A 22,901-nucleotide genomic window follows, 5' to 3' on the forward strand; every position below is an offset into this window, starting at 1 on the left:
TCACAGCACGTCGATGAGTTCGGGGCTTGCACGCCGAAAGAAGACCATCGCAAAAGTCACGCTCACCAGACCCAGGACTGCCGGTATGATCAGGCTTTCCGGACTCGGCCAGCGGTTGAACAACAGCGCATCCTGGTAAAGCGCCACCAAGGGCGCGACCGGGTTGATATTCAACACGAAACTGTACCTCTCCGGCAAGACGTTAGCCGGATAGACGATCGGCGTCAGCCAGTACCATAGCTGAAGCACGATTGTCATGACCTGCGCGACATCTCGAATGAACACGTTCATTACGCCGAGGATCACGCCAAGGCCGAAGCCGATCGCCGCAATCAAGATGATCCCAATCGGCAGCAAGACCAAAGCGCGGCCCGGAATATGCCCGAGGAAAATGAAGATGATAAAGAGCGCGATGAGCAGCAGCAGGTGATTGATCAGCGCCGTGCCCCCGACGATCACGGGAAGGCACAAACGCGGAAAGGCAATCTTCTTCATCACGGGCGCCTGCTCGATGAAGACGGTCATGCTGCGCATGAGAATCTCGCTGAACAGCGTCCATGCGGCCATGCCCGACAGGAGATAGATCGGGTAGGCGGCGGGACTATCTGTGTCCGGAAGCCGTGCCTTGAGGACTTCCGAAAGAACGATCGAGAAGATGACTGCCTGCGCAAGCGGGTGAAGGATGAACCACAGGCCGCCCAGGCGCGACCGCACGAAACGCCCTTTTAGGTCGCCTCTGATGGAGGACATGATGAAATGGCGGTACTGCCATAGGCTTCGGAACATGTGATCAATCCTTTGCGCGCGTCTCGTAGTCAACGCGCGCTACATATCCGGTGCCAATACCCCAAAACGTCGCTGAGTGTCTGCTCGAATGGCACTAGAGGACTCCACTTCAGCCTGGCGCGTGCTTTTGACGCATCACCCCAAGCCGAGGGGATATCGTTTGGGCGGAATTTTTCCGGATCAGCGCGCACTTCGATATCGATGCCTGCCTGTGCGACAAGCATATCCAATATGTCGTGGATTCTTCGGGGCTGCCCGGATGCGATGTTGTAGACATGGTCCGGTCCGTCATCCAAATCCATCGTCGCGGCGCTCGCATAGGCGCGCACCACGTCGCGAACATCGAGGAAGTCGCGCTCGGCTTCAAGATTGCCGACATGAATGACCGGCTTGTTCTTGCCCGATACGATCTCTGCAATTTGGCGTGCGAAGGCGGAGACAACGTAGGCATCGGACTGGCCCGGGCCGGTATGGTTGAACGGGCGAAAGCGGATGGCGCGCAGGCCGTCATAGGCCATTTGAGCGATCATCAGATCTGCTGCTGCCTTGGTAGCGCCATAGATCGTCATTGGCCGAAGCGGGGCACTCTCCGTCACGGGACCGCGGGCGCTTTGGAAGGAAGCGCCGTACGCTTCCGAGCTGCCAACGTAAACGAACCGTGCCTGTGGCGCGTGGCGCATCACGGAATCGGCAAGATTCATCGTGCCTGTAACATTGACATTCCAGGCATGTCGCGGCGCATTGCGTGCATCGGAAGGGGCGGCGACCGCTGCCAGATGGATAAGCGCGGTGGGCTGTACCTTCTGGACGGCCGTGTCGACCGCGTCCTGGTCCAGCAGATCGATCGGGTTTTGCCCTTCGCCGTGACCAAAAGCAAAAACCTCGCAGGAACCGTGCTCCCGCTCCAGCAACTGCAAGAGTGTCGTGCCGACGAACCCACTGGCCCCGGTTATCAGGATGCGATGCGTCAACGTGCCGATCATGTTGGCAAAGAGGGCTTTCCGATTACCCGCGGCTCGGCGGGTTGGTAAGGCGGTCGAGGTCCGCGTCCACCATTTCGCAGATCATTGCTTCCAGCGAGGTCGTCGCCTCCCATCCCAGCTTCTGCTTTGCCTTGGCGGGATTTCCGAGCAGAATTTCGACTTCGGCCGGTCTGAATAGGTCGGGATCGATCACAAGATGGTCATCCATCTTGAGCCCAACATGCTCGAATGCGATTCGACACATGTCGCGCACAGTTGTCGTCCTGCCTGTCGCAACCACGTAATCGTCCGGCTGGTCCTGCTGTACCATCAGCCACATGGCGCGGACATAGTCCTTGGAATGACCCCAGTCACGCTTGGCGTCGATGTTGCCGAGACGCAATTCCTTTGCCATGCCTTTCTTGATGCGCGCGACCGCATCCGTGACTTTGCGGGTGACGAACTCGATGCCGCGAAGCGGAGATTCATGATTGAACAGGATGCCGCTTGAGGCATGCAGGCCGAAACTTTCGCGATAATTGACCGTAATCCAGTGACCATAGAGCTTCGCCACCGCATAAGGGGAACGGGGGTAGAAAGGTGTGGTTTCCGATTGCATCGGCTCCTGGATAAGGCCGTACATTTCCGAGGATGATGCCTGATAGAAACGGGCCTCCGGCGATTCCAGGCGGATTGCCTCAAGAACATTGGTCACGCCTATGCCGGTGACGTTGCCTGTCAGGATCGGCTGCTGCCACGATGACTTGACGAAAGATTGGGCCGCAAGATTGTAGACTTCATCCGGCTTCACATCGCGCATAGTTCTAACCAGACCGGACAAATCCGTGAGGTTTCCGTCCACGATCCGAACGTCTTTCTCGATGCCGAGCCACTTCAGGCGCGTGGTGTTCACATCGGCAGTGCTTGAACGCCGTGCAAGTCCGTGAACCTCATACCCTTTGGCAAGCAGAAGCTCCGCCAGATAGGCGCCGTCCTGCCCGGTGATGCCGGTAATCAAAGCTGTCTTTTTCATCGATGTTCTCGGTTTATCCGGTGATTGGTCGCCCAGCACCGTGAGCCAATGGATTGTCAGGCGCGGCCGTATACGTCGTCAAAACGCACGATATCGTCCTCGCCGAGATAATCGCCGCTTTGCACTTCAATGATCACCAGGTCAATCCGGCCCGGGTTTTCCAGCCTGTGTTTATGACCGCAGGGGATGTAGGTTGACTCGTTTGTCGCCAGGAACAGCTCCTGGTCGCCATTGACTATTTTCGCGGAGCCGCTGACCACGACCCAGTGCTCGGAGCGATGGTAGTGCATCTGCAAACTCAAACGTCTACCGGGTTTCACCTCGATGCGTTTGATTTTGAAGCGCTCGCCTTCCTCCAGAACCGTATAGGTGCCCCACGGCCTATGTACGGTGCTGTGGACCAAATGCGCCTCATGCCCGGAAGCCTTGAGGCCCTCGAATAACTTCTTGACGTCCTGAACCCGATCTCGGGAGGCGACAAGCAATGCGTCGGGAGAATCGACGATCACCAGATCGCTGACCCCGACCGTGCCGATGACGCGCTTGTCGGAACTTACATAGCTGCCGGTGGTGTCGACCATGTGAACATCGCCGCGCAGCCTGTTGCCGCTTTCGTCAGGAGCGATCAAATCGGCCATGGCGTTCCAAGATCCGATGTCGTTCCAATCCATGTCGCAAGGAATCACGGCAAGATTGTTCGCCTTCTCCATAACCGCGTGATCGAGAGAGATACGCGGAGCGGAGCCAAAATGCTCGGGCGCGAGTTCGATTTTGGCAAAGCCTTCGCCTTGACTGAATCGGCCGTTCTCATAACTGTCGGAAACCGCCTGGATCACTTCGGGGCAATGCAAAGCCATCTCGTCGAGCATTCGTTGCGCGCTGAAGCAGAAAATCCCCGCGTTCCAGAAGAAGCGTTTGGATTCGACATAGGCTTTGGCTGTGTCGAGATCCGGTTTTTCAACGAAACGGACGACTTTCTCACCATCGGCTTCGATATAGCCGAACGCCGTGTCCGGCCTGGTTGGGCTGATGCCCAGTGTGGCAATCCGCCCCAGTTTTGCATATTCGATGGCGCGGCCCATAACGTCTAGAAACGCAGGCAGGTTGCCAATCATGTGATCGGCCGGGAAGACGCATAGAATCGCATCAGGGCCCTGCGTTGCCTTGGCATGGACAGTGGCTGCCGCCACGGCAGCGGCAGTATCCCGGCCTTCCGGCTCGAGCAGAAACGTACGCGGCAACACAACCGAATCCAGTTCGTCGAAGTCGTCCTTCGTGAGGAAAAGGTGGTCCCCGGACGTTACAGCCACGAGTTCCACCACGCCCTCAATCGACGCGGCGCGCAGCACTGTGTGCTGAATAAGCGAATGCCCGTCCGCCACTTTAAGAAAAGGCTTGGGGTGCGATTGCCTTGAGGCAGGCCATAGTCGCGATCCGGCTCCACCGCTGATGATGACGGGAACCACTTTCATTAAATGACCTCTGCTTCGTTTGTGGATGCGATCGCCTGCGCCCTGTCGAGCGTCAGCGCCACAATCGCTCTCGCTCTGCCTGGGTCTGCTGCCTCCGAATAACAGCGAAGTTCAGGCGCGTTGCCGGACGGCCGCAGATGGATGATCTCGCCAGTCAGCATTTGTGTCCTTAGGCCGTCGGTCTCGTCAACTTCAGCAACAGTCCCGAACGGGGCCAGAAACCGCTGCAGTGCAGGCCGATCCGCGAGCCGACGCATCAAGCTGCGCGAACTCTCCACTGGAAAATTCTCAAGGCGTTCGCTTGCACAGGCCGGAAGATTCCACAACGCGCGCAGACCTGACAGCGATTTTCTTGTCGATGCGACCATCCCGAGGACAGCCAGGATGGGGAGCAGTGAATCCCGTGTCGGCAATGCCGTCAATGTCTTGCCGTGTAGCGAACAGTCCGACCCCAAGAGAACGCCACCATTGGCTTCAAAGCCCACAACGATTTTCCCGGGGTGGTGTGAGGCTTCCATGGCTTCGACGACGAAAGGAGATCCGACCTTCGTTCTCAGAACCGTAAAACCGAAGGCTTTCGAAATACCTGAATTGGAAGTCACGGGCGTCACCACGATGTCAGCCCGCAGGAACAGAGCCGTGGCGAGGCCGATCAGGTCGCCGCGAAACAGGTCACCATTCTCGTCGGCAATCAGTGGCCGATCAGCATCGGCATCGGTCGACACGATGGCGTCGAGGTGGAATTCTCGCGCCCAACCCTTGAACTTTGCAATTGTGGTTTCGTCAACGGCTTCGGTATCGACGGGTACGAAGGTCTCCGATTTCCCGACAGGTGTCACATCTGCGCCAAAGGATCGGAGAACCTCCACCAGAAGATCCGCCGCGACCGAACTGTGCTGATAGACGCCGAGCCTCAGGCCCGAAAGGGACCCTGGCTCCAAGATGTCATCAGCGCGCGCGCGATAGGCGGCGATCGCATTGTCGTGATGCCCCGGCAAAGCCGTACCTATTGGCGGCGGGGGGCAATAGGCGTCTAGCCGTTCGGCAGCATAGTGTGCCATAGCGGCTTCATCGGCCTTGGTGATCTCGCCCCGCGGGCTATAGAACTTGATGCCATTGCGGTCCGCAGGGATGTGCGAACCCGTAACCATGAGCGCCGCTGCGTCATGCTGCCCGGCATACAACGCCAAGGCTGGCGTTGGAATGGCACCGCAATCGATCGGTTGAAACCCACTTGCCGCCAAGGCAGCCATGCAGTTGGCGGCGATCGTCGGACTGCTATCGCGCAAGTCGCGACCAACGAACACCTTGGCCTTCGATCGGACCCCATCGGCAACGAGACGCCAAGCGAAAGCCTCCGTATAAAGGCCGCTGGGTTTCCCGACTAATTCTGAAGCCAACCCTCGCAGGCCACTTGATCCAAACTTCATCACTTCGCTTTGGCTGGTAAAGGGAAGACCGTCATATTGCAGCAGACTTGGCTGTCAACCGCAAAATCGCTTCGGGCGGTTCACCTTTCCTTCCAGCTATCCACACTGCATTCCCAGCCGCGTCGACAGGGTGAGAGCCGTCTGGCGTCAAGGACCGAGCGATGGCCTCACGATCGCGCTGCCGGCATTCTCGAACCGCTTGATATCTGCGGAACCATAGGCCATAGGTCGAGAGCAGACCGCACCAGGGCAAAGAGTAGTCAAGGATTGACCTCTCCGGCCGACCCCTCTCTCTATCCTGAGTTGCTGTCGGACTCTAGGGCTCTTTGCAGTTGATGTGCAAGATCTTGATCAAACGGACTTTCTCTTCACCCGCCAACCTATGAAAAAATCTCTGGCGATGATTTCAAGTCCACGCTATGCGATACACGCGGCGGGGGCCGAAGATTTGGTACTAAAAAGAAGCCGCCGGTGACGGATGGTATTCGCTCTAGAGCCACTTTAGTATTGAAGTCTTCGCGCCTGGAGTTCAGTACCGTCCGATGAAATCCTATGTAGAAGCTGTACCCGGACTCCGGCCCACAATGCGTCGCGCCATCATCATGATTCAAGACATCGCCATGGTTTTAGTGGCGGTGGCGCTTAGCCTGACTTTATCGCAGTCGAGGCTGTCGTTCGAAGCGTTCTCTCCAGCGGGTTTCGCTTGCTGGGCGAGCATCATTATTCTTAGTCATCTGTTATTCAGATATTGCGGCCTCTACAATACTGTGTGGCGCTTCGCCTCGACGCCGGATTTCTTCAACATCCTGAAGGGCTGCGCAATACTGACCATCGTCCTTTACTGTGTTTCGCTTTTTGTTCGTTCCTTTCAGCCGGTGGCGGGCCTCAATGAGCGCCAGTTCATCGTCTTCTTCCTGGTTTCTTTCACGATCATCTCGGCGCCCCGGATTTTCTACCGGTTCTTTCGCGACGGCGCGAGCTGGCGCATTCTGAGTCGCGGCAAGGCTTCGACCAAGAGAGCGGTGTTTGTCGGCAAGCTGAGCGAGGCCGACGTAATCATCCGTTTCACGCGCACGACGCAGCCTGTAGAGTATTCAATTGCAGGGATTATGGCGATTGAGCACGGTGTTCCGCAGGGCACTCGGATCCAGGGCGTTCCCGTCGTGGCCACCCGCCCCCGCCTGATCGAGGTGCTGGAAGAATACGCCAAGGGTACGACAAGCCTGGACCTGCTGATTTTCGGCAGCGGCGCCGAACATGAGATCGAGGAGTATTCGGAGCTCGTCCGTGTTGCCCGGCAAGGCGACATAGCGGTGGTGCAGTTCTCGGGGCTTTCGCAGCTCGGCCAGGAGGGAAAGCTCGTTCTCGACGAGGTCGAGATGGAAACGATCCTGCGCCGCCCCACGGTTCCGTCCGACATCGAACGCATCGGGGCCTTCGTCGGCGGCAAGCGCGTCCTGGTCACCGGCGGCGCCGGTTCCATCGGCCGCACCCTGGTCAAGAGGTCACTGGAACTGGGCGCGGAGGCGGTGCTGGTTGCCGATAATTCCGAGTTCGGCATTTTCCAGTTGAGCCAATATGTCGAAGAGAAGGACCACGACCGCCTCAAGGTCCGCATTGTCGATGTCGCCGACCGGCGCCAGATGACGCGTGTCGTCACCGAGTTCAAGCCGGACATCGTTTTCCACGCCGCGGCACTGAAGCATGTGCCTTTGCTCGAGGAAAACTGGGATTCGGCCATCCAGACCAATGTCTTCGGAACGCTTGTCTGTGCCGAGGTTGCCGCCAAATGCGGCGTCAAGCAATTCGTGCTTGTTTCGAGCGACAAGGCCGTGGACCCGACATCCGTGCTGGGCCTGACGAAGCGGGCGGCCGAACAGATCGTCAGCGCCTTGCATGAAACGCCCGCCGGCGAGCCCGGCGCACGGCGCCCCGCCACCAAGTTCATAGCCGTTCGGTTCGGCAATGTCTTTGGCAGCAATGGCTCGGTCGCAACCATATTCCAGGCGCAGATCGAGGCCGGAGGTCCGGTCACCATAACCGACCGGCGCATGACGCGCTATTTCATGACCGTGGCCGAAGCCGTCGACCTCGTCATCATGTCCGCGGCCGATGCCGCCTCGCGGAAAGCCGGCGACGACTACGCCGTCTACATGCTCGACATGGGCAAACCGGTGCCGATCCTCGAAGTTGCCGAGACGATGATCCGCATGTCCGGAAAAAGCCCATACACGGACATCCCCATTCGCTTCACCGGAATCCGGCCGGGTGAAAAACTCCATGAAACGTTGCATGGTGAGGATGAGGAGCTGGTCGAACTCGGCATTTCCAAGATTTTTGGCCTGAGCACCGATGTCGCGGAATGGTCCGATGTCCAGGCGGCGCTTGCGGCCCTGCAGCAATCCGTGAAGAGCCAGGACAAGGCATCCTCGCTCGCGGTGCTTGCGGGTCTTGACCATACCAAGAAGGTAAGAGGGGACGTGCCCGAGGCCGTGATCCCGAAAGCGGCCGGGCAGGCGAACTGATGCTTCAAAAGACCCTGGCCTTCTTCGGCGCTTGAGCAGTCTGCGCAAGAGCGGCATTTATCGGCGGACCTTCGGGACCCTGGGGCGCTGGCTGGCATTCCTCTGCGGGCGCACCCGAGCAGGCGAGGGGTCGAGCTTGGTCGAGCGATAGCCTCATGCTACGTCGAGCGGATTCGTATTTTCGTCTTTGGTTTTGGCAACGAGCACTATCGGCGGTTCATGAAGACAGCCAAGCAAATCTTCGATCTTGCCGGCGCGGCGCTGCTGCTCCTGGTCACTTCACCCGTCCTGGCGCTCGCTGTCCTGGCTGTTCGTATATCGTCGCCCGGTCCGGCCATCTTTTCTCAAACGCGGGTTGGCCGCGATGGCGTGCTCTTTCGCTGTCACAAATTGCGCACGATGTATGTCGGCACGCCATCCTTGCCTTCGCACGAGGCGCCGGCGAATGCCGTGACGCCGGCCGGAAAGACCCTGCGGAAGTTCAAGCTCGATGAGCTGCCGCAGTTCTGGAATGTTCTGAAGGGCGAGATGAGCTTGGTCGGACCGCGTCCCTGTCTGCCGACGCAAACCGAGCTGATCGAGTGCCGCCGACGGCTGGGCGTTTCATCGGCGCTTCCCGGCATCACCGGCCTGGCTCAGGTCAAGGGCATCGACATGTCGGACCCGGCCCTATTGGCCGAAACCGATGCCGACTATCTCAAGGTCGCCTCGATCGGCCTTGATCTTCGCATCCTGATCGCGACGATTTATCCAGGTTGAGCTTGCCTGCTGCGCGCCGCGATTTCGCTTAGACGATCAAGCGTCGCTGTTTCCGGCAGCCAGCCCTGCGAGACGAGCAGGGAAGGGTCGCATATCTGTGTCGCCGTCATGCTTTCCCAAAACGCCCGCTTGCCTAGCGCCACCGCGGCCATCCGCATCAGGCTGGCCGGTACGGCAGCCAGGCGCACCGGCCGCCCAAGTCCCTTACGGAAGGCGCTTACGACGGCTGCCACCGACACCGGAGGCACGTCGCTGGCTATATAGGCAGGGCTGAGCGGCCCCGGATGAGCCAACAAATGCCGCACGGCTTGCGCGGCTGCGTCGGCCGACACCAGCGAGCGGGTTCCCGTCAGTACACCCGTCGGCAGCGGCAGGCTTGTATCGGCCAGGCGCATCAGCATTGCCAGATTGCCCTTCATGCCGCTTGCGTAGGCGGCAGGCAGGCGCAGCACGGCGGCGTCGGCGCGGCCGTGCGATGCATAGGCGTCCAGGACCCTGATCTCGCCCTCGCGTTTCGAGCACCCGTAGGCGCATTGCGGATCGGGGACCGTATGCTCGTCGATCGTTGCGCTGACGCGGGCGCCGATCACGGCCCGGACCGATGACAGTTGGATGAAACGTCCGCTTGCCTGCATGGCGGCCGCATGCGCCAGCCGCGCGCTCAGTTCCGCGTTGGCTGCTCGGTAGTCGGCTTCGGTGGCCTCGCCTTGATCATTGTTCAAGCCGGCGCAGTGAACGACGTCCGTGACGTCACGGGTGACGGCAAGGAAGTCCTTGGCCGGCGCATCGAAACGCGGCAAGCCAACGATGTCGCTGCCCGAAGCGAGCCTTTCTGGGTAGCGCGAGGCGAGGCGAACCTCCACCCCTGCCTCGCAAAGCCTTTGCACGACAAGGCGTCCGATGAAGCCCGATGCGCCTGTGACCAAGACCTTCATTGCCTTGCCCGGAGCCGCTATTGCGTGACTGGCGGAAGCGGCATCTCTTCCGGCAACGGGGCCTGACGTCCCGACGCAAGATAGGTCCCGGATACCAGGAAGACCATGAACACCGAATCCAGGATGTCTTGGCCGATCAGGATGCCTGTCATCCCAGCCGTCAGGTAGGTGATCACCATGACGACGACCATGGTGGCGCCAAAGCGCTCGATCGGGTCGGCGCTGTTGCGCAGGACCAGGGCGGCGTTTCTGCCGGCGACGACAAAGATCGCCGCCAAAGTCACGGCGCCCAGGATGCCCGCCTGTACCAATGCCGTCAGGAAGCCATTGTGGAAATGATTGAAACCTGCCGTTTTCGCGAACAGGTCTTGGAAGCCCTGCCTGATCAAGAGCTGGTTGGCGCCCACTCCGTGTCCGAACAAGGGCATGTCGCGGAATGCCTTCAGGCCGATGTCCCAGAGGGCAACACGTATTCCAAGCGAGGTGTCGGAATTGCCGTGCGCCCCAAGCGCGTCCCAATCAGAGCGCAGAAAATCAAATCTGTCGGATATCGTATGGAAGCCGATAACGGCGACCGCGACGCCGATCGCCGCCAGCAGAAGCAGCAGACGGACGGCATTCTTCCCTTTCAGCCAATGCTGGTTGATCAACAGCACGGCAATGCCGGAAATCAGCAGCGCCAGCCAGATGATACGCGTGCCGGAATAGATGATGGCGATCGTTCCGCCGAGCGCTGCGCAGATCAGCGCACTCTTGTGCCTTTCGATGCCCGACAGGGCACCGGCCACGCAGGCCATCACTGCAAGGCAGACGACCGTGGCGAACACGATCGCATTTCCCGCTCCGCCCTCCGCCCTCATCCCGATCCAATATTGCTGGATGATCGCCAACAGCAGCGCGACGAAACAGGCGGCCATGCTGCTGAGGATTATGATCCGGACAAGGGTTGTTTTCTGCGTAATGCTCCAGGTTGAATAGGAGAGGGGGAAAAACAGGAAGGTGACGAGCGGGATCAGATGCGGCGCATCCCTGACAATTGCGTTATTGGCGAGCGAAGCCAGGAGATTTGCCGCGCAATAGGCATAGATCGCGATCGTGAGCGCCATCATCGCCCGGTCGATGTTGAAGCGCCTCTTTTTCGAGGCGATCAAAAGAACCGACCACAGGCCGCCGCCGTTGAACACGAAGCTCACCACAGACCCCAGGACCGGTGGAAAAAAGAAGCAAGCGATGGAAAAATAGATATTGATCCGCGCGGGCGAGAACTGCCGTCTTATCGATGAAAGCTGGCTCAAGGGCGGCTCACCATTCTCGGACGCTTCACACGGCGGATTGTCTGACGGCGGCGAACATAGCCCTGCCGAAATTGCCCGTGTCGCATCGTGCATCTGCCCGCTTTCAGGGGCCGGTATAGCGGCTTGGGTCTTTTTCTGAAAGTGCATCAAGGCCGATTGCCAACGAAAATCGGTAGTCGCTGGCAGACGATCGGATTTGGGCGCGGCGAAGACTGCGTGCTTTTCATCAAGCAATTTTTTCCCCCGCATTTTCTCAGCCGCCGGCGTGACAAGCAGGAATTTCCGCATTTTGACGCATGGATGGAAAATTCATTCCCGAACCACTCCTTGCCAGGCGCGTCTTGCATTGTTCTGGGCAGCGGCGATCTGCTAGAACGCCCGCAAGAATAACATTGTCCAGAAGCAAGCTTGAACCGGGCGGGAAGCCCGATGATTTGATGCCAGGTCTTCTGTCGGAAGGCACGAGAGAACGCTAGACAGGCCATGACAACAGCGCTTACGCACCTGCAGCGGCTTGAGGCCGAGTCAATCCACATATTCCGTGAAGTCGCGGCCGCCTTCGCCAAGCCGGTCATGCTCTATTCCGTAGGCAAGGATTCGTCCGTGCTGATGCACCTGGCGATGAAGGCATTCTATCCCGCCAAGCCGCCCTTTCCGTTCCTTCATGTCGACACAACCTGGAAATTTCGCGAGATGATCGCCTTTCGCGATCAGATGGCGCAAAAACTCGGTTTCGATCTCCTGGTTCACGTCAACCAGGATGGCGTGCGCGACAACATCAATCCCTTCGATCATGGCTCGAACACGCACACCCATGTGATGAAGACCGTGGCGCTGCGCCAGGCGCTCGACAAATACGGTTTCGATGCCGCCTTTGGCGGCGCCCGCCGCGACGAGGAAAAATCGCGCGCCAAGGAGCGCATCTTTTCCTTCCGCAACGCCCAGCATGTCTGGGATCCGAAGAACCAGCGTCCCGAAATGTGGAAGATCTTCAACACCCGCATCGCCACGGGTGAATCGATCCGCGTCTTTCCGCTGTCCAACTGGACCGAGCTCGACATCTGGCAGTACATCCTGCAGGAGAACATCCCGATCGTGCCGCTCTATTTCGCCAAGCAGCGGCCGGTCGTGGAACGCGATGGCATGCTCATCCTCAAGGACGACGATCGCATGAAATTGCGCCCCGGTGAGGCGATCGAGAATCGGCTGGTGCGCTTCCGCACGCTCGGCTGCTACCCGCTGACCGGCGCCATCGAATCGGAAGCAGACACGCTGGAAGCTATCGTCGGCGAGATGCTGACCGCGCGCACCTCCGAACGGCAGGGCCGCCTGATCGACCGGGACGAAGCCGGCTCGATGGAAAAGAAGAAGCGCGAGGGGTATTTCTGACCATGCGCCACATCATGGCAAAGAGCCTCGCACCTACCGACGGCGTCCGCGATTATCTGGCGGCGCAGGAGAAGAAGTCGCTGCTGCGCTTCCTCACCTGCGGCTCCGTCGACGATGGCAAGTCGACGCTGATCGGCCGTCTGCTCTCCGACACCAAGCAGATTTTCGAGGACCAGCTTGCCGCGCTCGAACGCGATTCGCGCAAGCACGGCACGACCGGCGACGACATCGATTTCGCACTGCTGGTCGACGGTCTCGAAGCCGAGCGCGAGCAAGGCATCACCATCGACGTCGCCTATCGCTTCTTCGCCACGCCAAAGCGCAAATTCATTGTCGCCGACACGCCCGGCCACGAGCAGTACACGCGTAACATGGCGACCGGCGCGTCCACCGCCGACCTGGCAATCGTGCTGATCGATGCGCGGCAAGGCGTGCTGCGCCAGACCAGGCGCCACTCGATCATCGCCTCGCTGCTCGGCATCCGCCATATCGTGCTGGCCGTCAACAAGATCGATCTCGTCGATTTCGATAAGGCGGTCTTCGACCGGATCACGCAGGACTATCAGCAGTTTTCGCGCGATCTCGGCTTTGAGACCATCGTGCCGATCCCGATGTCGGCGCGCTACGGCGACAACGTCACCGGCCGCTCCGACAGGATGGAATGGTATTCCGGCCCGACGCTGATCGAACATCTCGAAACCGTTTCGGTCGACGAGGCCGCGGCCGAGCTGCCGTTCCGTTTTCCGGTGCAGTACGTCAACCGCCCCAATCTCGATTTTCGCGGCTTCGCCGGAACGATCGCCTCGGGCGCGATCTCGCAAGGCGACGAGGTCGTCGTCGCCAAATCGGGCAAATCCTCCCGCGTCAGGCGCATCGTCGCGCAGGGTGGCGACCTCGCCCAGGCGGTTGCCGGCCAGGCCATCACGCTTGTCCTCGATGACGAGGTCGAGATTTCCCGGGGCAACATGCTGGTGGCGCCTGCGGCACGCCCGCAGGTCGCCGACCAGTTCGCCGCCAACATCGTCTGGTTCGACGAACATGCGCTGCTGCCGGGCCGCTCCTATATCCTGCGCACCGAGACCGACCAGACCAGCGCTACCGTCACCGATTTGAAATATCGGGTCAATGTCAATGACTTTGCCCGTGAAGCTGCCAAGTCGCTCGAGATGAACGAAGTGGGCATCTGCAACATCTCGACGCGCACGCCGATCGCTTTCGACACCTTCGCCGAGAACCGTACAACCGGCGCGTTCATCCTGATCGACCGCATCAGCAACGCCACGGTCGGCGCCGGCATGATCCTGCATTCGCTGCGCCGTGCCGAGAACATCCATTGGCAATCGCTCGATGTCGGCAAGCGGGTACGTGCCGACATCAAGAACCAGCGGCCCGCCGTGTTCTGGTTCACCGGGCTGTCGGGCTCGGGCAAATCGACCATCGCCAACCTGTTCGAGAAGAAGCTGTTTGCCTCCGGGCGCCATACCTACATTCTCGACGGCGACAATGTCCGCCACGGCCTCAACCGGGATCTCGGCTTTACCGACGCCGACCGCGTCGAAAACATCCGCCGCGTCGCCGAAGTGGCCCGCCTCATGGCCGATGCAGGGCTGATCGTCATCGTTTCCTTCATTTCGCCTTTCAGCGCCGAGCGGCGCATGGCCCGCGAATTGATGGCCGAAGGCGAGTTCGTCGAAGTGTTCGTCGACACGCCGTTCGAGGAATGCGCCAGGCGTGACCCGAAAGGCCTCTACGCCCGCGCGCTCAATGGCGAGATCAAGAATTTCACCGGTGTCGACTCGCCTTACGAAGCGCCGGAAAAACCGGAAATCCATCTGAAGACGCTCGGCAAATCGGCCGAGGAGATGGTAGATGCCCTGGAACACTGGCTGAACGAGCGTGACATTGCCGAAGACCAATACGACAATGGCGGCGGCATCTGACGACAGGTCGATGCTCGAAATTTTCGAGGGGCTCGCTTTGGCGGCCGGCCGCGAGGTCATGCGTGTGTTCCACGCCGGCTGCGCGGTCGACCAGAAATCAGATTCCTCGCCGGTGACCGAGGCGGACCGCGAGAGCGAGAAGATCATTCTGGCCGGATTGCGTGCGGCCTTTCCCGACATTCCCTGCGTGGCCGAGGAGGAAGCATCCGCCGGCATCGTGCCGCCGGACCTGGACGGGGCTTTCTTCCTGATCGATCCGCTGGACGGCACCAAGGAATTCGTCAATCGCCGCACCGATTTCACCGTCAACATCGCGCTTGTCCGCCACGGCGTGCCGGAAGTCGGCGTCGTTTTCGCGCCCTGCACGGGCCGGTTCTTTTCCGGGCTGCCGGGCAAGGCGGAATTCCTCGAAATAGATGGCGACTTCCGCATCGTCTCTCGCCGGCCGATTTCGGTGAGGGCGGCTGCGACGCCGCTGGCGGTGGTTGCGAGCCGCTCCCACAACACGCCCGAAACCGAAGCCTATATTCGTGACCTAGGCATCGCCGAGATCGTCTCTGTCGGCTCGTCGCTGAAATTCTGTCTGGTCGCCAATGGCGAGGCAGACATTTATCCGCGCTTCGGTCGTACCATGGAGTGGGATACCGCAGCCGGCGATGCCGTGCTGCGCGCCGCGGGCGGCATCACGCGCACGTTGGATGGACAGCCCTTGATGTATGGCAAGCGAGACCAGGGCGGCGATGCGGATTTTGCCAATCCGCATTTCATCGCCAGCGGCAGGGCAGGGGCAAGCTCCGCCTGAAGCCGGCTGGTTACTCGGCCGCGGCCTGCGCCGAGTTCGATCCGATATAGTTGCGGATCGTCTCGATGATCCGGTCCTGATCGGCTTCGCTGAGATAGGGATGCATCGGCAGGCACAGGATGCGCTTGGGCAATTGCTCGGATACGGCAAGGCCGGTCGGCGTTCTCGGATAGTCGCGATAGGCGGTCTGCTCGTGCAGCGGCTTCACATAGTAGATGACCGACGGAATGCCTTTTTCGCCGAGATGAGCCTTCAGCCCGTCGCGCTTGGGCGTCTCGATGGCGTATTGCGCCCAGGCCGAGCGGCTGCCGTCCAGGTTGCGGGCTGCCGTGACGACATCGCCAAGCCCTTCGGCGTAACGGTTCGCCACCATTTGCCGGGCAACCATCTCGTCCTCGAGAATGGCGAGCTTTTCGATCAGGATCGCGGCCTGCAGCGTGTCGAGCCGTGAATTGATGCCGACCCGGATGTTGTCATATTGCGTCTCGCCCTTGCCGTGGAAGGCGAAGGAGCGCAGCTTGTCGGCCAAGGCGTCGTCGTTGGTGAACATCGCTCCGCCGTCGCCGTAGCAGCCGAGCGGCTTCGCCGGATAGAAACTGGTCGAGCCGACCGTGCCTAACGACCCGCACATCTTGCCGTCCGCCGAACCGCCCATCGATTGGGCGGCATCCTCGATCACCATCAGGCCTTCTCGGTGGGCGATCGCCATGATGGCATCGTAGTCGGCGGCAAGGCCGAAGAGGTCGACCGGAATGATCGCCCTGGGCTTCAGCCGGCCTTCTTTCTTGATCATCGTGATCGCCGCCTCGAGGCTGGCGATGTCGATGTTGTAGGTCTTGGGATCGACGTCGACGAAAACCGGCTCGGCCTTGGCCAGCGCCACCACTTCCGCCGTGGCGGCAAAGGTGAAGCTCGGAACGAACACGGCATCGCCCGGGCCGATCCCGGCGGCGAACAGCGGCAAAAGCAGTGCGTCGGTGCCGTTGGCGCAGGCCACGACGTGCTTGACGCCGACATAGGCGGCGAGCTTTTTCTCGAATTCGGCTACCTGGGGACCGAGGATATAGCGGCCGTCCTCGACGACATGGTCGATCGCGGCCTTCAGCCGGTCGCGGATTCGTTCGCGCTGTGCGCCAAGATCGATGAACTGCATGTCGTCCTCAAACGATTTTAACCGGGCGGTCTGGCCTCGACCCGCTGGTATCAGAATTGCGCCTGCCGAGAAAGCCGGGCGCGCGGAGCGACAAATTGCCCGGTCGTGGCAGTCTGTTACCGCATTTTCCGGTGTCGGTCAGCCGGACGCCGGAAATCCGGGATTCGTGCGGCGCAATTACGGCCTTATAACCCCAGAGTCGACCCTGCTAAACATAAAGTGATCGGCCGGCTCAATCCATGTTGGGCCTTACCACGGCCCGAACTTGGGTCAGCCAAGGCCTGAGAACGCCAGTCCGCAGTGCGGCAGCTATCCGAAGATAGGAATTTTTTCTTGACTGGGTGAAGGCAACCATGCTACATATTTGCCCATGGTGCTGAGTTGCGCCAAGGACCCGCCGCACAGGCGGGTTTTCTTTACTACCTCATCAACAGCGCGCCGGCGAAGGTTCCAAGGAACCTGTTAATTCGGATCCGTTCCTCTGGCGCGCCACTCAGGCGATCTCATGGCGCCAGGGCGGATTGGCGCCGGCCCGCGATACCGTCACCGCCGCCGCTTTGGCGCCGAGTGTCAGGGCCGCACGGATGGCGTCCTCGGAAAGGCCTGAAATCGCCGCTTTCGTTAGCCGGCCCTGCTCATGCAGCGAGGCGAGGATGCCGGCATTGAACGTATCACCGGCGCCGACCGTATCGACCACCTCGACTTTTCGCGGCGTTACGCTGACCGTGTGGTCCCTGGTGTAGCCGACGGCGCCTTCGCTGCCATGGGTGACGACGATCAGCTTGGGTCCGCGGTCGAGCCAGTTGCGCACGACGTCCTCGTGCGAGCCGGCTTCGTCGAACCAGTGAAGATCTTCATCCGAGAGTTTCACGATATCGGCCATCGCCATCATCTCGCGGATACGCTTCAGATGCTTTGCCTTGTCCGGGATGAAGTTCGGCCGGATGTTGGGGTCGAGCATCATGACGCGACGACCATGCTCGCGCTTCATCAATTCCTCGTAGGCGGCCCCCGCCGGGTCCGAAATAAGGCTGATGGCGCCGAACAGCATGGCCTCGATCTCCGGACCAAGTTGCGGCAGATCCTCGCCGGTCAGCATGCGCCCGGCGGTGTTCTCGTCGTAGAAAGTGTAGGTTGCCTGGCCATCGTTCAGCCGCACGAAGGCGAGCGTCGTCGGCCGGGGCGAAGTGTGCGCATAGGTGGAACTGACCTTGCTCGCCCCGAGCGCTTCGCGGAGCTGGCCGCCGAACAGGTCCGACGACAGGCCCGAGAAGAAGCTGGCAGGAGCGCCCAGCCGGCCGAGCGCAATGGCGGTGTTGAACACCGCGCCGCCGACATAGGGTGCGAAGGCCCGTTCTCCCTCCGTCGTCGTGCGCGGCAGCATATCGATCAGGGCCTCGCCGCAGCAAAGGATCATTGTCTTGTCGTCTCCGGCGGATGGATCACGCCCTTGCGGATGATGATGTTGGCGTAGAGCCTGGGTTCGCTGGTCGCGACGATGGCGTGCGCGGCCCTGACGCGTGCATAGAAGTCGGCACCGGCCAGCGCAACCACCTTGCGCCCGGGCGCGCGTTTTGCACACAGCACTTCGATTTCATGATGCACGGGATCGGCGAGCGAGGGGTCGCCCTTGGCCGAGGCGCGAAACAGCGCCTCCGGCACGACGTCATCGACGGGCAGCACGCTCAATATGGCGTCCAGCACCGGAATGAGATGGTGGCCGTCGGCCCGCACCAGCCGCTTTGCCTGCTCTTCGGCCGGGTAGTTTCCATCGACCAGGGCGATTTCGTCGCCATGCCCCATCGCACGCAGGATCGCCAGAAGCTCCGGACCGAGCAGCGCCGGAATTCCGATCAGCATTCAGATGCTCCTGGAAATCGTGGTCGAACCGATCAGGAAGCGCTCGGATAGTGGCAGGCTGGCGCCCCCGAGAGCGCGCGCGTGAATACCGACGGTGCCTTCGCGGACGTTTGGCAGTTTCAATCCCTCGGCATCGACCGTGTCGATGGTTGCGATGACGGCGTCGACCAGCCTGCGGCGCACCTGCGTCGGCATCCAGCCGTCGATCACCGCCGCCTCGAAGTCGATGACGGACGATGCCGCGACGATGGCATAGGCGAGCGCCCGCGAGGCGTTTGTAATCCAGTCGTCGAGCTCGGCGCCGATCTCGCCCCAGTCCTCGGGCGACGTCCACAGATGCGAAGCCTCGACGCCACGTGCATTGAGCGCTTTTTCGAGCATGGCGATCGAAGCCACGTCGATCAATTGGGTCGGCTTTCCCTCCGGTCCGGGCACCGGCATGGAGCCCAGCGCGCCGGCGTTGCCGGTCGGGCCGCCAAAGAGCCGCCCGTTGAGGACGATGCCGCCGCCGGCAAAGGCGCCGATATAGAAATAGACGAAATCACGCGGGGCGCCTGCCTGGCCGAAGACCAGTTCCGCGCCGCAGGCCGAAGTGGCGTCGTTCTGCAGATAGACCGGAAAATCGCATTGCGCCTGGATGTCGGCGCGGATATCGCGATGGCGCCATTCGTCCATGACGTCGCGCGGCGCGCCGGCGGTATCGGCCCAGTTCCAGAGCTCGAACGGCATGGCGATGCCGAGTCCCGCTATGCGTTTGTCCTGCGCGGGCGAAAGCTCGCCACGCATCTTCTTCATGCCTGATGTGACGAATTCCACCGTCTCGCGCGGGGCAGGGTAGCGGTAGGAATGCTGCAGCATCGAACGTACATTGCCGAGGAAATCGATCAGCACGAGTTCGGCGCTGCGGCGGCCGATCTTCAGGCCGATGAAGAACGCGCCTTCGGGATTGAGCGCCATGGGGATGGAGGGCTGGCCGATCTTGCCGCGCAGCGGCGCCTGCCGCAGCAGCAGGCTTTCCTCCTCGAGCTCGCGCATGATCACGGAGACGGTTTGCGCCGACAGTCCGGTCATGCGGGCGATGTCGGACTTCGCCAGGCTGCCATGCTGGCGCACCAGCGACAGCACCAGCCGCTCATTGTGGTCCCGCATGCCGCTCTGGTTGGTACCACGGTGAATAAGGCTCTCATTCGCCTCGGGCGAACCATGCCTGGCAGTGGCCGTCTCCACCCCTGTTCCTCCCGTCATTTCCCCTCGAGGCTTTTGGAACAGAATGTGCGAACGGCGCAAGGCTGTCAATAATAAATAAGAGTGATTTAATTATTGACAGAGAGATTGGTCTGGTGTCATTTGAGGCAGGCATCCCCACCGGGAGAGGTTGCTTGGATGCCGTACGGATGCCGGTTGGCCGGCATCCGGAATGTTCCACTGGGAGGAAAATCGTGACCAATACAAAACTGTTGAAGTCCACCGTTTTTGCGGCGGCCGCTCTGGGCCTGATGGCATTCGCCTCGTCCGCATCCGCGGCCGGTGTCGGCGCCTGCCTGATCACCAAGACCGACACCAATCCCTTCTTTGTCAAGATGAAGGAGGGTGCGACCGCCAAGGCCAAGGAGCTTGGTGTCGACCTCAAGACTTATGCCGGCAAGATCGACGGCGACAGCGAAAGCCAGGTCGCGGCGATCGAGAGCTGCATCGCCGACGGCGCCAAGGGCATCCTCATTACCGCGTCCGACACCAAGGGCATCGTGCCGACCGTGAAGAAGGCGCGTGACGCCGGCCTGCTGGTGATCGCGCTCGACACGCCGCTCGATCCGATCGACGCCGCCGACGCGACCTTTGCCACCGACAATTTGGAGGCCGGCAAGCTGATCGGCGCCTGGGCCGCCGCGACGCTCGGCGACAAGGCCAAGGACGCCAAGATCGGCTTTCTCGACCTGACCCCCTCGCAACCGACCGTGGACGTGCTGCGCGACCAGGGCTTCATGATGGGCTACGGCATCGACGTGAAGGATCCTAACAAGATCGGCGACGAGGATGACGCGCGCATCGTCGGCCATGACGTCACCAACGGCAATGAGGAGGGCGGCCGCAAGGCGATGGAGAACCTTCTGCAGAAGGACAACACCATCAATGTCATCCACACCATCAACGAGCCGGCCGCGGTCGGCGCCTATCAGGCGCTCAAGGCCGTCGGCCTGGAAAGCCAGGTGCTGATCGTCTCCGTTGATGGCGGCTGCCCCGGCGTGAAGTCGGTGGCCGAAGGCGTCATCGGCGCGACATCGCAGCAATATCCGCTGCAGATGGCGGCGCTCGGCATCGAGGCCATCGCCAACTTCGCCAAGGACGGCACCAAGCCGAAGCCGACCGAAGGCAAGAACTTCTTCGACACCGGCGTCAATCTGGTGACCGACAAGCCGGCCAATGGCGTGAAGTCCATCGACACCAAGGAAGGCCTCGCCAAGTGCTGGGGCTGATGCCGGTCTGACTGGCAACGAAAAACGGAGCGGCCGGACTTGATCCCCGGCCGCTTCGGGTGGACGATGGTCGCGTGACCGCGAACAATCCCGGCAGGAGACCGGAAAGGCGTGGACGGGTGTCGCCGCGTGGCTGATACCCTACGGGGAGGAAACATGTCTCAAGCTCAGGAATTCGAGAAGGTTCTCTCAGGCAGCGACACGAGCGTTGCCGCGTTTGACGAGCATAAATCGGCGGTCAGACGCATCCAGCATTTTCTGCATTCGACGCCAGCCGCGGTGCCGCTGATCGTTCTGGTCCTGGCGATCATCGTGTTCGGCCTCACCATTGGCGGGCGTTTCTTCTCGTCCTACACGCTGACGCTGATCCTGCAGCAGATCGCCATCGTCGGCATTCTGGGTGCCGCCCAGACCCTGGTCATCCTCACCGCCGGCATCGACCTTTCGATTGGCGTCATCATGGTGATTTCGGCCGTCATCATGGGCAATTGCGCCCTCAGCTACGGCCTGCCGAGCGTCCTTGCCGTAGCGATCGGACTTGCCGCGGGTGCTGCCTGCGGGCTGCTCAACGGGGTGCTTGTCGCCTACATGAAACTGCCGCCATTCATCGTGACACTCGGCACCTGGAACATCGTCATGGCGACGAACTTCATTTATTCGGCCAATGAGACGATCCGCGACACCGACGTCGATGTTCAGGCGCCGCTGCTGCATCTGTTCGCGCTCAGCTTCAAGGTCGGCACCGCTGTGCTGACGGCCGGCGTGATTGCGATGGTCGCGCTCGTGCTGCTCCTTTGGTACGTGCTCAATCACACGGCATGGGGCCGCCATGTCTACGCTGTCGGCGACGACCAGGAGGCGGCGAAACTGTCGGGTATCCAGACCAAGAAGGTGCTCATGACGGTCTATACCCTGGCCGGGCTGATCGCCGCTTTCGCCGCCTGGGTCTCCATCGGTCGCAATGGGTCGATCTCGCCGTCGGCCGCCGTGACCGACTACAATCTGCAGGCGATTACCGCCACGGTGATCGGCGGTATTTCTCTTTTCGGCGGCCGCGGCTCGATCCTCGGCACGCTGTTCGGCGCGATGATCGTCGGTGTCGTCTCCATGGGCCTCAACATGCTGGGCGCCGATCCGCAATGGAAGGTGCTGCTCACCGGCGTGCTGATCATCGGCGCCGTGGCGGTCGATCAATGGATCAGAAAGGTTTCGGCATGACCCAGGACCCTATCCTCACCGCTCGCGGACTGGTCAAGCGCTACGGCCGCGTCACCGCCTTGGACAATGCCGATTTCGACCTCTACCCCGGCGAAATCCTCGCTGTTATCGGCGACAACGGCGCCGGCAAGTCGTCGCTCATCAAGGCGATTTCAGGCGCTGTGGTGCCCGATGAAGGCGAAATCCGGCTTGAGGGCAAACCGGTCGCCTTCAAGTCGCCCATGGAGGCCCGCGAAGCCGGCATCGAAACCGTCTACCAGAACCTGGCGCTGTCGCCGGCGCTGTCGATCGCCGATAACATGTTTCTCGGCCGCGAGATACGCAAGCCCGGCTTTGTCGGCCAATGGCTTCGCATGCTCGACCGTCCGGCGATGGAAAAGCGCGCCCGCGACAAGCTGACTGAACTCGGCCTGATGACCATCCAGAACATCAGCCAGGCGGTGGAGACGCTGTCGGGCGGCCAGCGCCAGGGCGTGGCAGTGGCGCGCGCCGCCGCTTTCGGCTCCAAGATGGTCATCATGGACGAGCCGACGGCAGCACTTGGCGTCAAGGAAAGCCGCCGCGTGCTGGAACTCATCCTCGACGTGAAGAAGCGCGGCCTGCCGATCGTGCTGATCTCGCACAACATGCCGCATGTCTTCGAAGTGGCAGACCGCATCCACATCCATCGGCTGGGTCGTCGGCTGTGCGTCATCGATCCCAAACAACATACAATGTCCGATGCCGTCGCCTTCATGACCGGGGCAAAGACGCCGCCGGAATCGGCGCTGGCGGCCTGAACTGCCAAATTGCCGCTGGGTAAGTCACCTCCGGCTTATTTAAATCGATTGAACGTTTGCTGCAATGCGGTAGCATGGGCTGGGATGAA

19 protein-coding genes are annotated in these 22,901 nt (G+C 60.9%); 8 read left to right on the forward strand and 11 right to left on the reverse strand.

Going from position 1 to position 22,901, the window contains the following annotated elements:
- The 5 genes from FJ953_RS12810 to FJ953_RS12830 are packed head-to-tail and all read right to left on the reverse strand — an operon-like array spanning position 1 to position 5,683.
- Positions 1 to 786 (reverse strand): ABC transporter permease, encoded by a 786-nt coding sequence (locus FJ953_RS12810; protein ID WP_140559406.1) that lies wholly within the window; start codon positions 784 to 786, stop codon positions 1 to 3.
- A 29-nt stretch (positions 787 to 815) separates the two neighbouring features.
- Positions 816 to 1,757, reverse strand: a complete 942-nt coding sequence (locus tag FJ953_RS12815) for a GDP-mannose 4,6-dehydratase (RefSeq protein ID WP_246674798.1) — start codon at positions 1,755 to 1,757, stop codon at positions 816 to 818.
- Positions 1,758 to 1,791: 34 nt separating this feature from the next.
- Positions 1,792 to 2,781: a GDP-mannose 4,6-dehydratase gene (gmd, locus tag FJ953_RS12820; RefSeq protein ID WP_140624488.1), complete on the reverse strand. Its 990-nt coding sequence runs from the start codon at positions 2,779 to 2,781 to the stop codon at positions 1,792 to 1,794.
- A gap of 56 nt (positions 2,782 to 2,837) precedes the next feature.
- Positions 2,838 to 4,253, reverse strand: a complete 1,416-nt coding sequence (locus FJ953_RS12825; protein WP_140559409.1) for a mannose-1-phosphate guanylyltransferase/mannose-6-phosphate isomerase — start codon at positions 4,251 to 4,253, stop codon at positions 2,838 to 2,840.
- On the reverse strand, positions 4,253 to 5,683 hold the full coding sequence (locus tag FJ953_RS12830) for a phosphomannomutase (protein WP_140624489.1): 1,431 nt from the start codon (positions 5,681 to 5,683) through the stop codon (positions 4,253 to 4,255). Before FJ953_RS12830 ends, FJ953_RS12825 begins: the two co-directional genes overlap by 1 nt.
- Positions 5,684 to 6,225: 542 nt before the next feature.
- Here FJ953_RS12830 and FJ953_RS12835 point away from each other — a divergent pair.
- Complete coding sequence (locus tag FJ953_RS12835) at positions 6,226 to 8,208, forward strand: nucleoside-diphosphate sugar epimerase/dehydratase (RefSeq protein WP_181165146.1); 1,983 nt, start codon at positions 6,226 to 6,228, stop codon at positions 8,206 to 8,208.
- Between the two features lie 219 nt (positions 8,209 to 8,427).
- A complete protein-coding gene (locus tag FJ953_RS12840) occupies positions 8,428 to 8,967 on the forward strand; it encodes a sugar transferase (protein ID WP_140520766.1) in 540 nt (179 codons plus the stop codon).
- Here FJ953_RS12840 and FJ953_RS12845 read toward each other — a convergent pair.
- Positions 8,955 to 9,902 carry an NAD-dependent epimerase/dehydratase family protein gene (locus FJ953_RS12845; RefSeq protein WP_140520765.1) on the reverse strand — a complete coding sequence of 316 codons (948 nt, stop codon included), beginning with the start codon at positions 9,900 to 9,902 and terminating at the stop codon, positions 8,955 to 8,957. The genes FJ953_RS12840 and FJ953_RS12845 overlap by 13 nt on opposite strands.
- Before the next feature lie 17 nt (positions 9,903 to 9,919).
- A complete protein-coding gene (locus FJ953_RS12850) occupies positions 9,920 to 11,197 on the reverse strand; it encodes an O-antigen ligase (RefSeq protein ID WP_140520960.1) in 1,278 nt (425 codons plus the stop codon).
- Positions 11,198 to 11,680: 483 nt separating this feature from the next.
- Here FJ953_RS12850 and cysD point away from each other — a divergent pair, with 483 nt between their 5' ends.
- The 3 genes from cysD to cysQ are packed head-to-tail and all read left to right on the forward strand — an operon-like array spanning position 11,681 to position 15,328.
- Entirely contained in the window at positions 11,681 to 12,586 is a 906-nt protein-coding gene (gene cysD / locus FJ953_RS12855; protein ID WP_140494839.1) for a sulfate adenylyltransferase subunit CysD, read from the forward strand.
- A gap of 2 nt (positions 12,587 to 12,588) precedes the next feature.
- A complete protein-coding gene (gene cysN / locus FJ953_RS12860; RefSeq protein WP_181172223.1) occupies positions 12,589 to 14,526 on the forward strand; it encodes a sulfate adenylyltransferase subunit CysN in 1,938 nt (645 codons plus the stop codon).
- A 10-nt stretch (positions 14,527 to 14,536) separates the two neighbouring features.
- Complete coding sequence (cysQ, locus tag FJ953_RS12865; RefSeq protein ID WP_181165144.1) at positions 14,537 to 15,328, forward strand: 3'(2'),5'-bisphosphate nucleotidase CysQ; 792 nt, start codon at positions 14,537 to 14,539, stop codon at positions 15,326 to 15,328.
- Between the two features lie 10 nt (positions 15,329 to 15,338).
- Here the strand turns inward: cysQ and FJ953_RS12870 are convergent, their stop codons facing one another.
- The 4 genes from FJ953_RS12870 to FJ953_RS12885 all read right to left on the reverse strand — a co-directional run bounded on the left by FJ953_RS12870 (position 15,339) and on the right by FJ953_RS12885 (position 19,568).
- Positions 15,339 to 16,481 carry a DegT/DnrJ/EryC1/StrS aminotransferase family protein gene (locus FJ953_RS12870; RefSeq protein WP_140624490.1) on the reverse strand — a complete coding sequence of 381 codons (1,143 nt, stop codon included), beginning with the start codon at positions 16,479 to 16,481 and terminating at the stop codon, positions 15,339 to 15,341.
- A 493-nt stretch (positions 16,482 to 16,974) separates the two neighbouring features.
- A complete protein-coding gene (locus tag FJ953_RS12875; RefSeq protein ID WP_140494831.1) occupies positions 16,975 to 17,898 on the reverse strand; it encodes a carbohydrate kinase in 924 nt (307 codons plus the stop codon).
- On the reverse strand, positions 17,895 to 18,341 hold the full coding sequence (locus FJ953_RS12880) for an RbsD/FucU domain-containing protein (protein ID WP_140514913.1): 447 nt from the start codon (positions 18,339 to 18,341) through the stop codon (positions 17,895 to 17,897). Before FJ953_RS12880 ends, FJ953_RS12875 begins: the two co-directional genes overlap by 4 nt.
- Entirely contained in the window at positions 18,342 to 19,568 is a 1,227-nt protein-coding gene (locus FJ953_RS12885) for an ROK family protein (protein WP_140520761.1), read from the reverse strand.
- Between the two features lie 230 nt (positions 19,569 to 19,798).
- On the opposite strand from FJ953_RS12885, the gene FJ953_RS12890 reads away from it, so the two are divergent.
- The 3 genes from FJ953_RS12890 (at position 19,799) to FJ953_RS12900 (ending at position 22,812) form a co-directional block, all read left to right on the forward strand.
- A complete protein-coding gene (locus FJ953_RS12890; RefSeq protein ID WP_181165177.1) occupies positions 19,799 to 20,815 on the forward strand; it encodes a sugar ABC transporter substrate-binding protein in 1,017 nt (338 codons plus the stop codon).
- A gap of 156 nt (positions 20,816 to 20,971) precedes the next feature.
- Positions 20,972 to 22,033 (forward strand): ABC transporter permease, encoded by a 1,062-nt coding sequence (locus FJ953_RS12895; protein ID WP_140624491.1) that lies wholly within the window; start codon positions 20,972 to 20,974, stop codon positions 22,031 to 22,033.
- On the forward strand, positions 22,030 to 22,812 hold the full coding sequence (locus FJ953_RS12900; RefSeq protein WP_140624757.1) for an ATP-binding cassette domain-containing protein: 783 nt from the start codon (positions 22,030 to 22,032) through the stop codon (positions 22,810 to 22,812). Before FJ953_RS12895 ends, FJ953_RS12900 begins: the two co-directional genes overlap by 4 nt.
- The last annotated feature ends 89 nt before the right edge of the window (positions 22,813 to 22,901 follow it).

It is taken from the genome of Mesorhizobium sp. B2-3-6 (assembly GCF_006442305.1).
Taxonomy (GTDB): domain Bacteria; phylum Pseudomonadota; class Alphaproteobacteria; order Rhizobiales; family Rhizobiaceae; genus Mesorhizobium.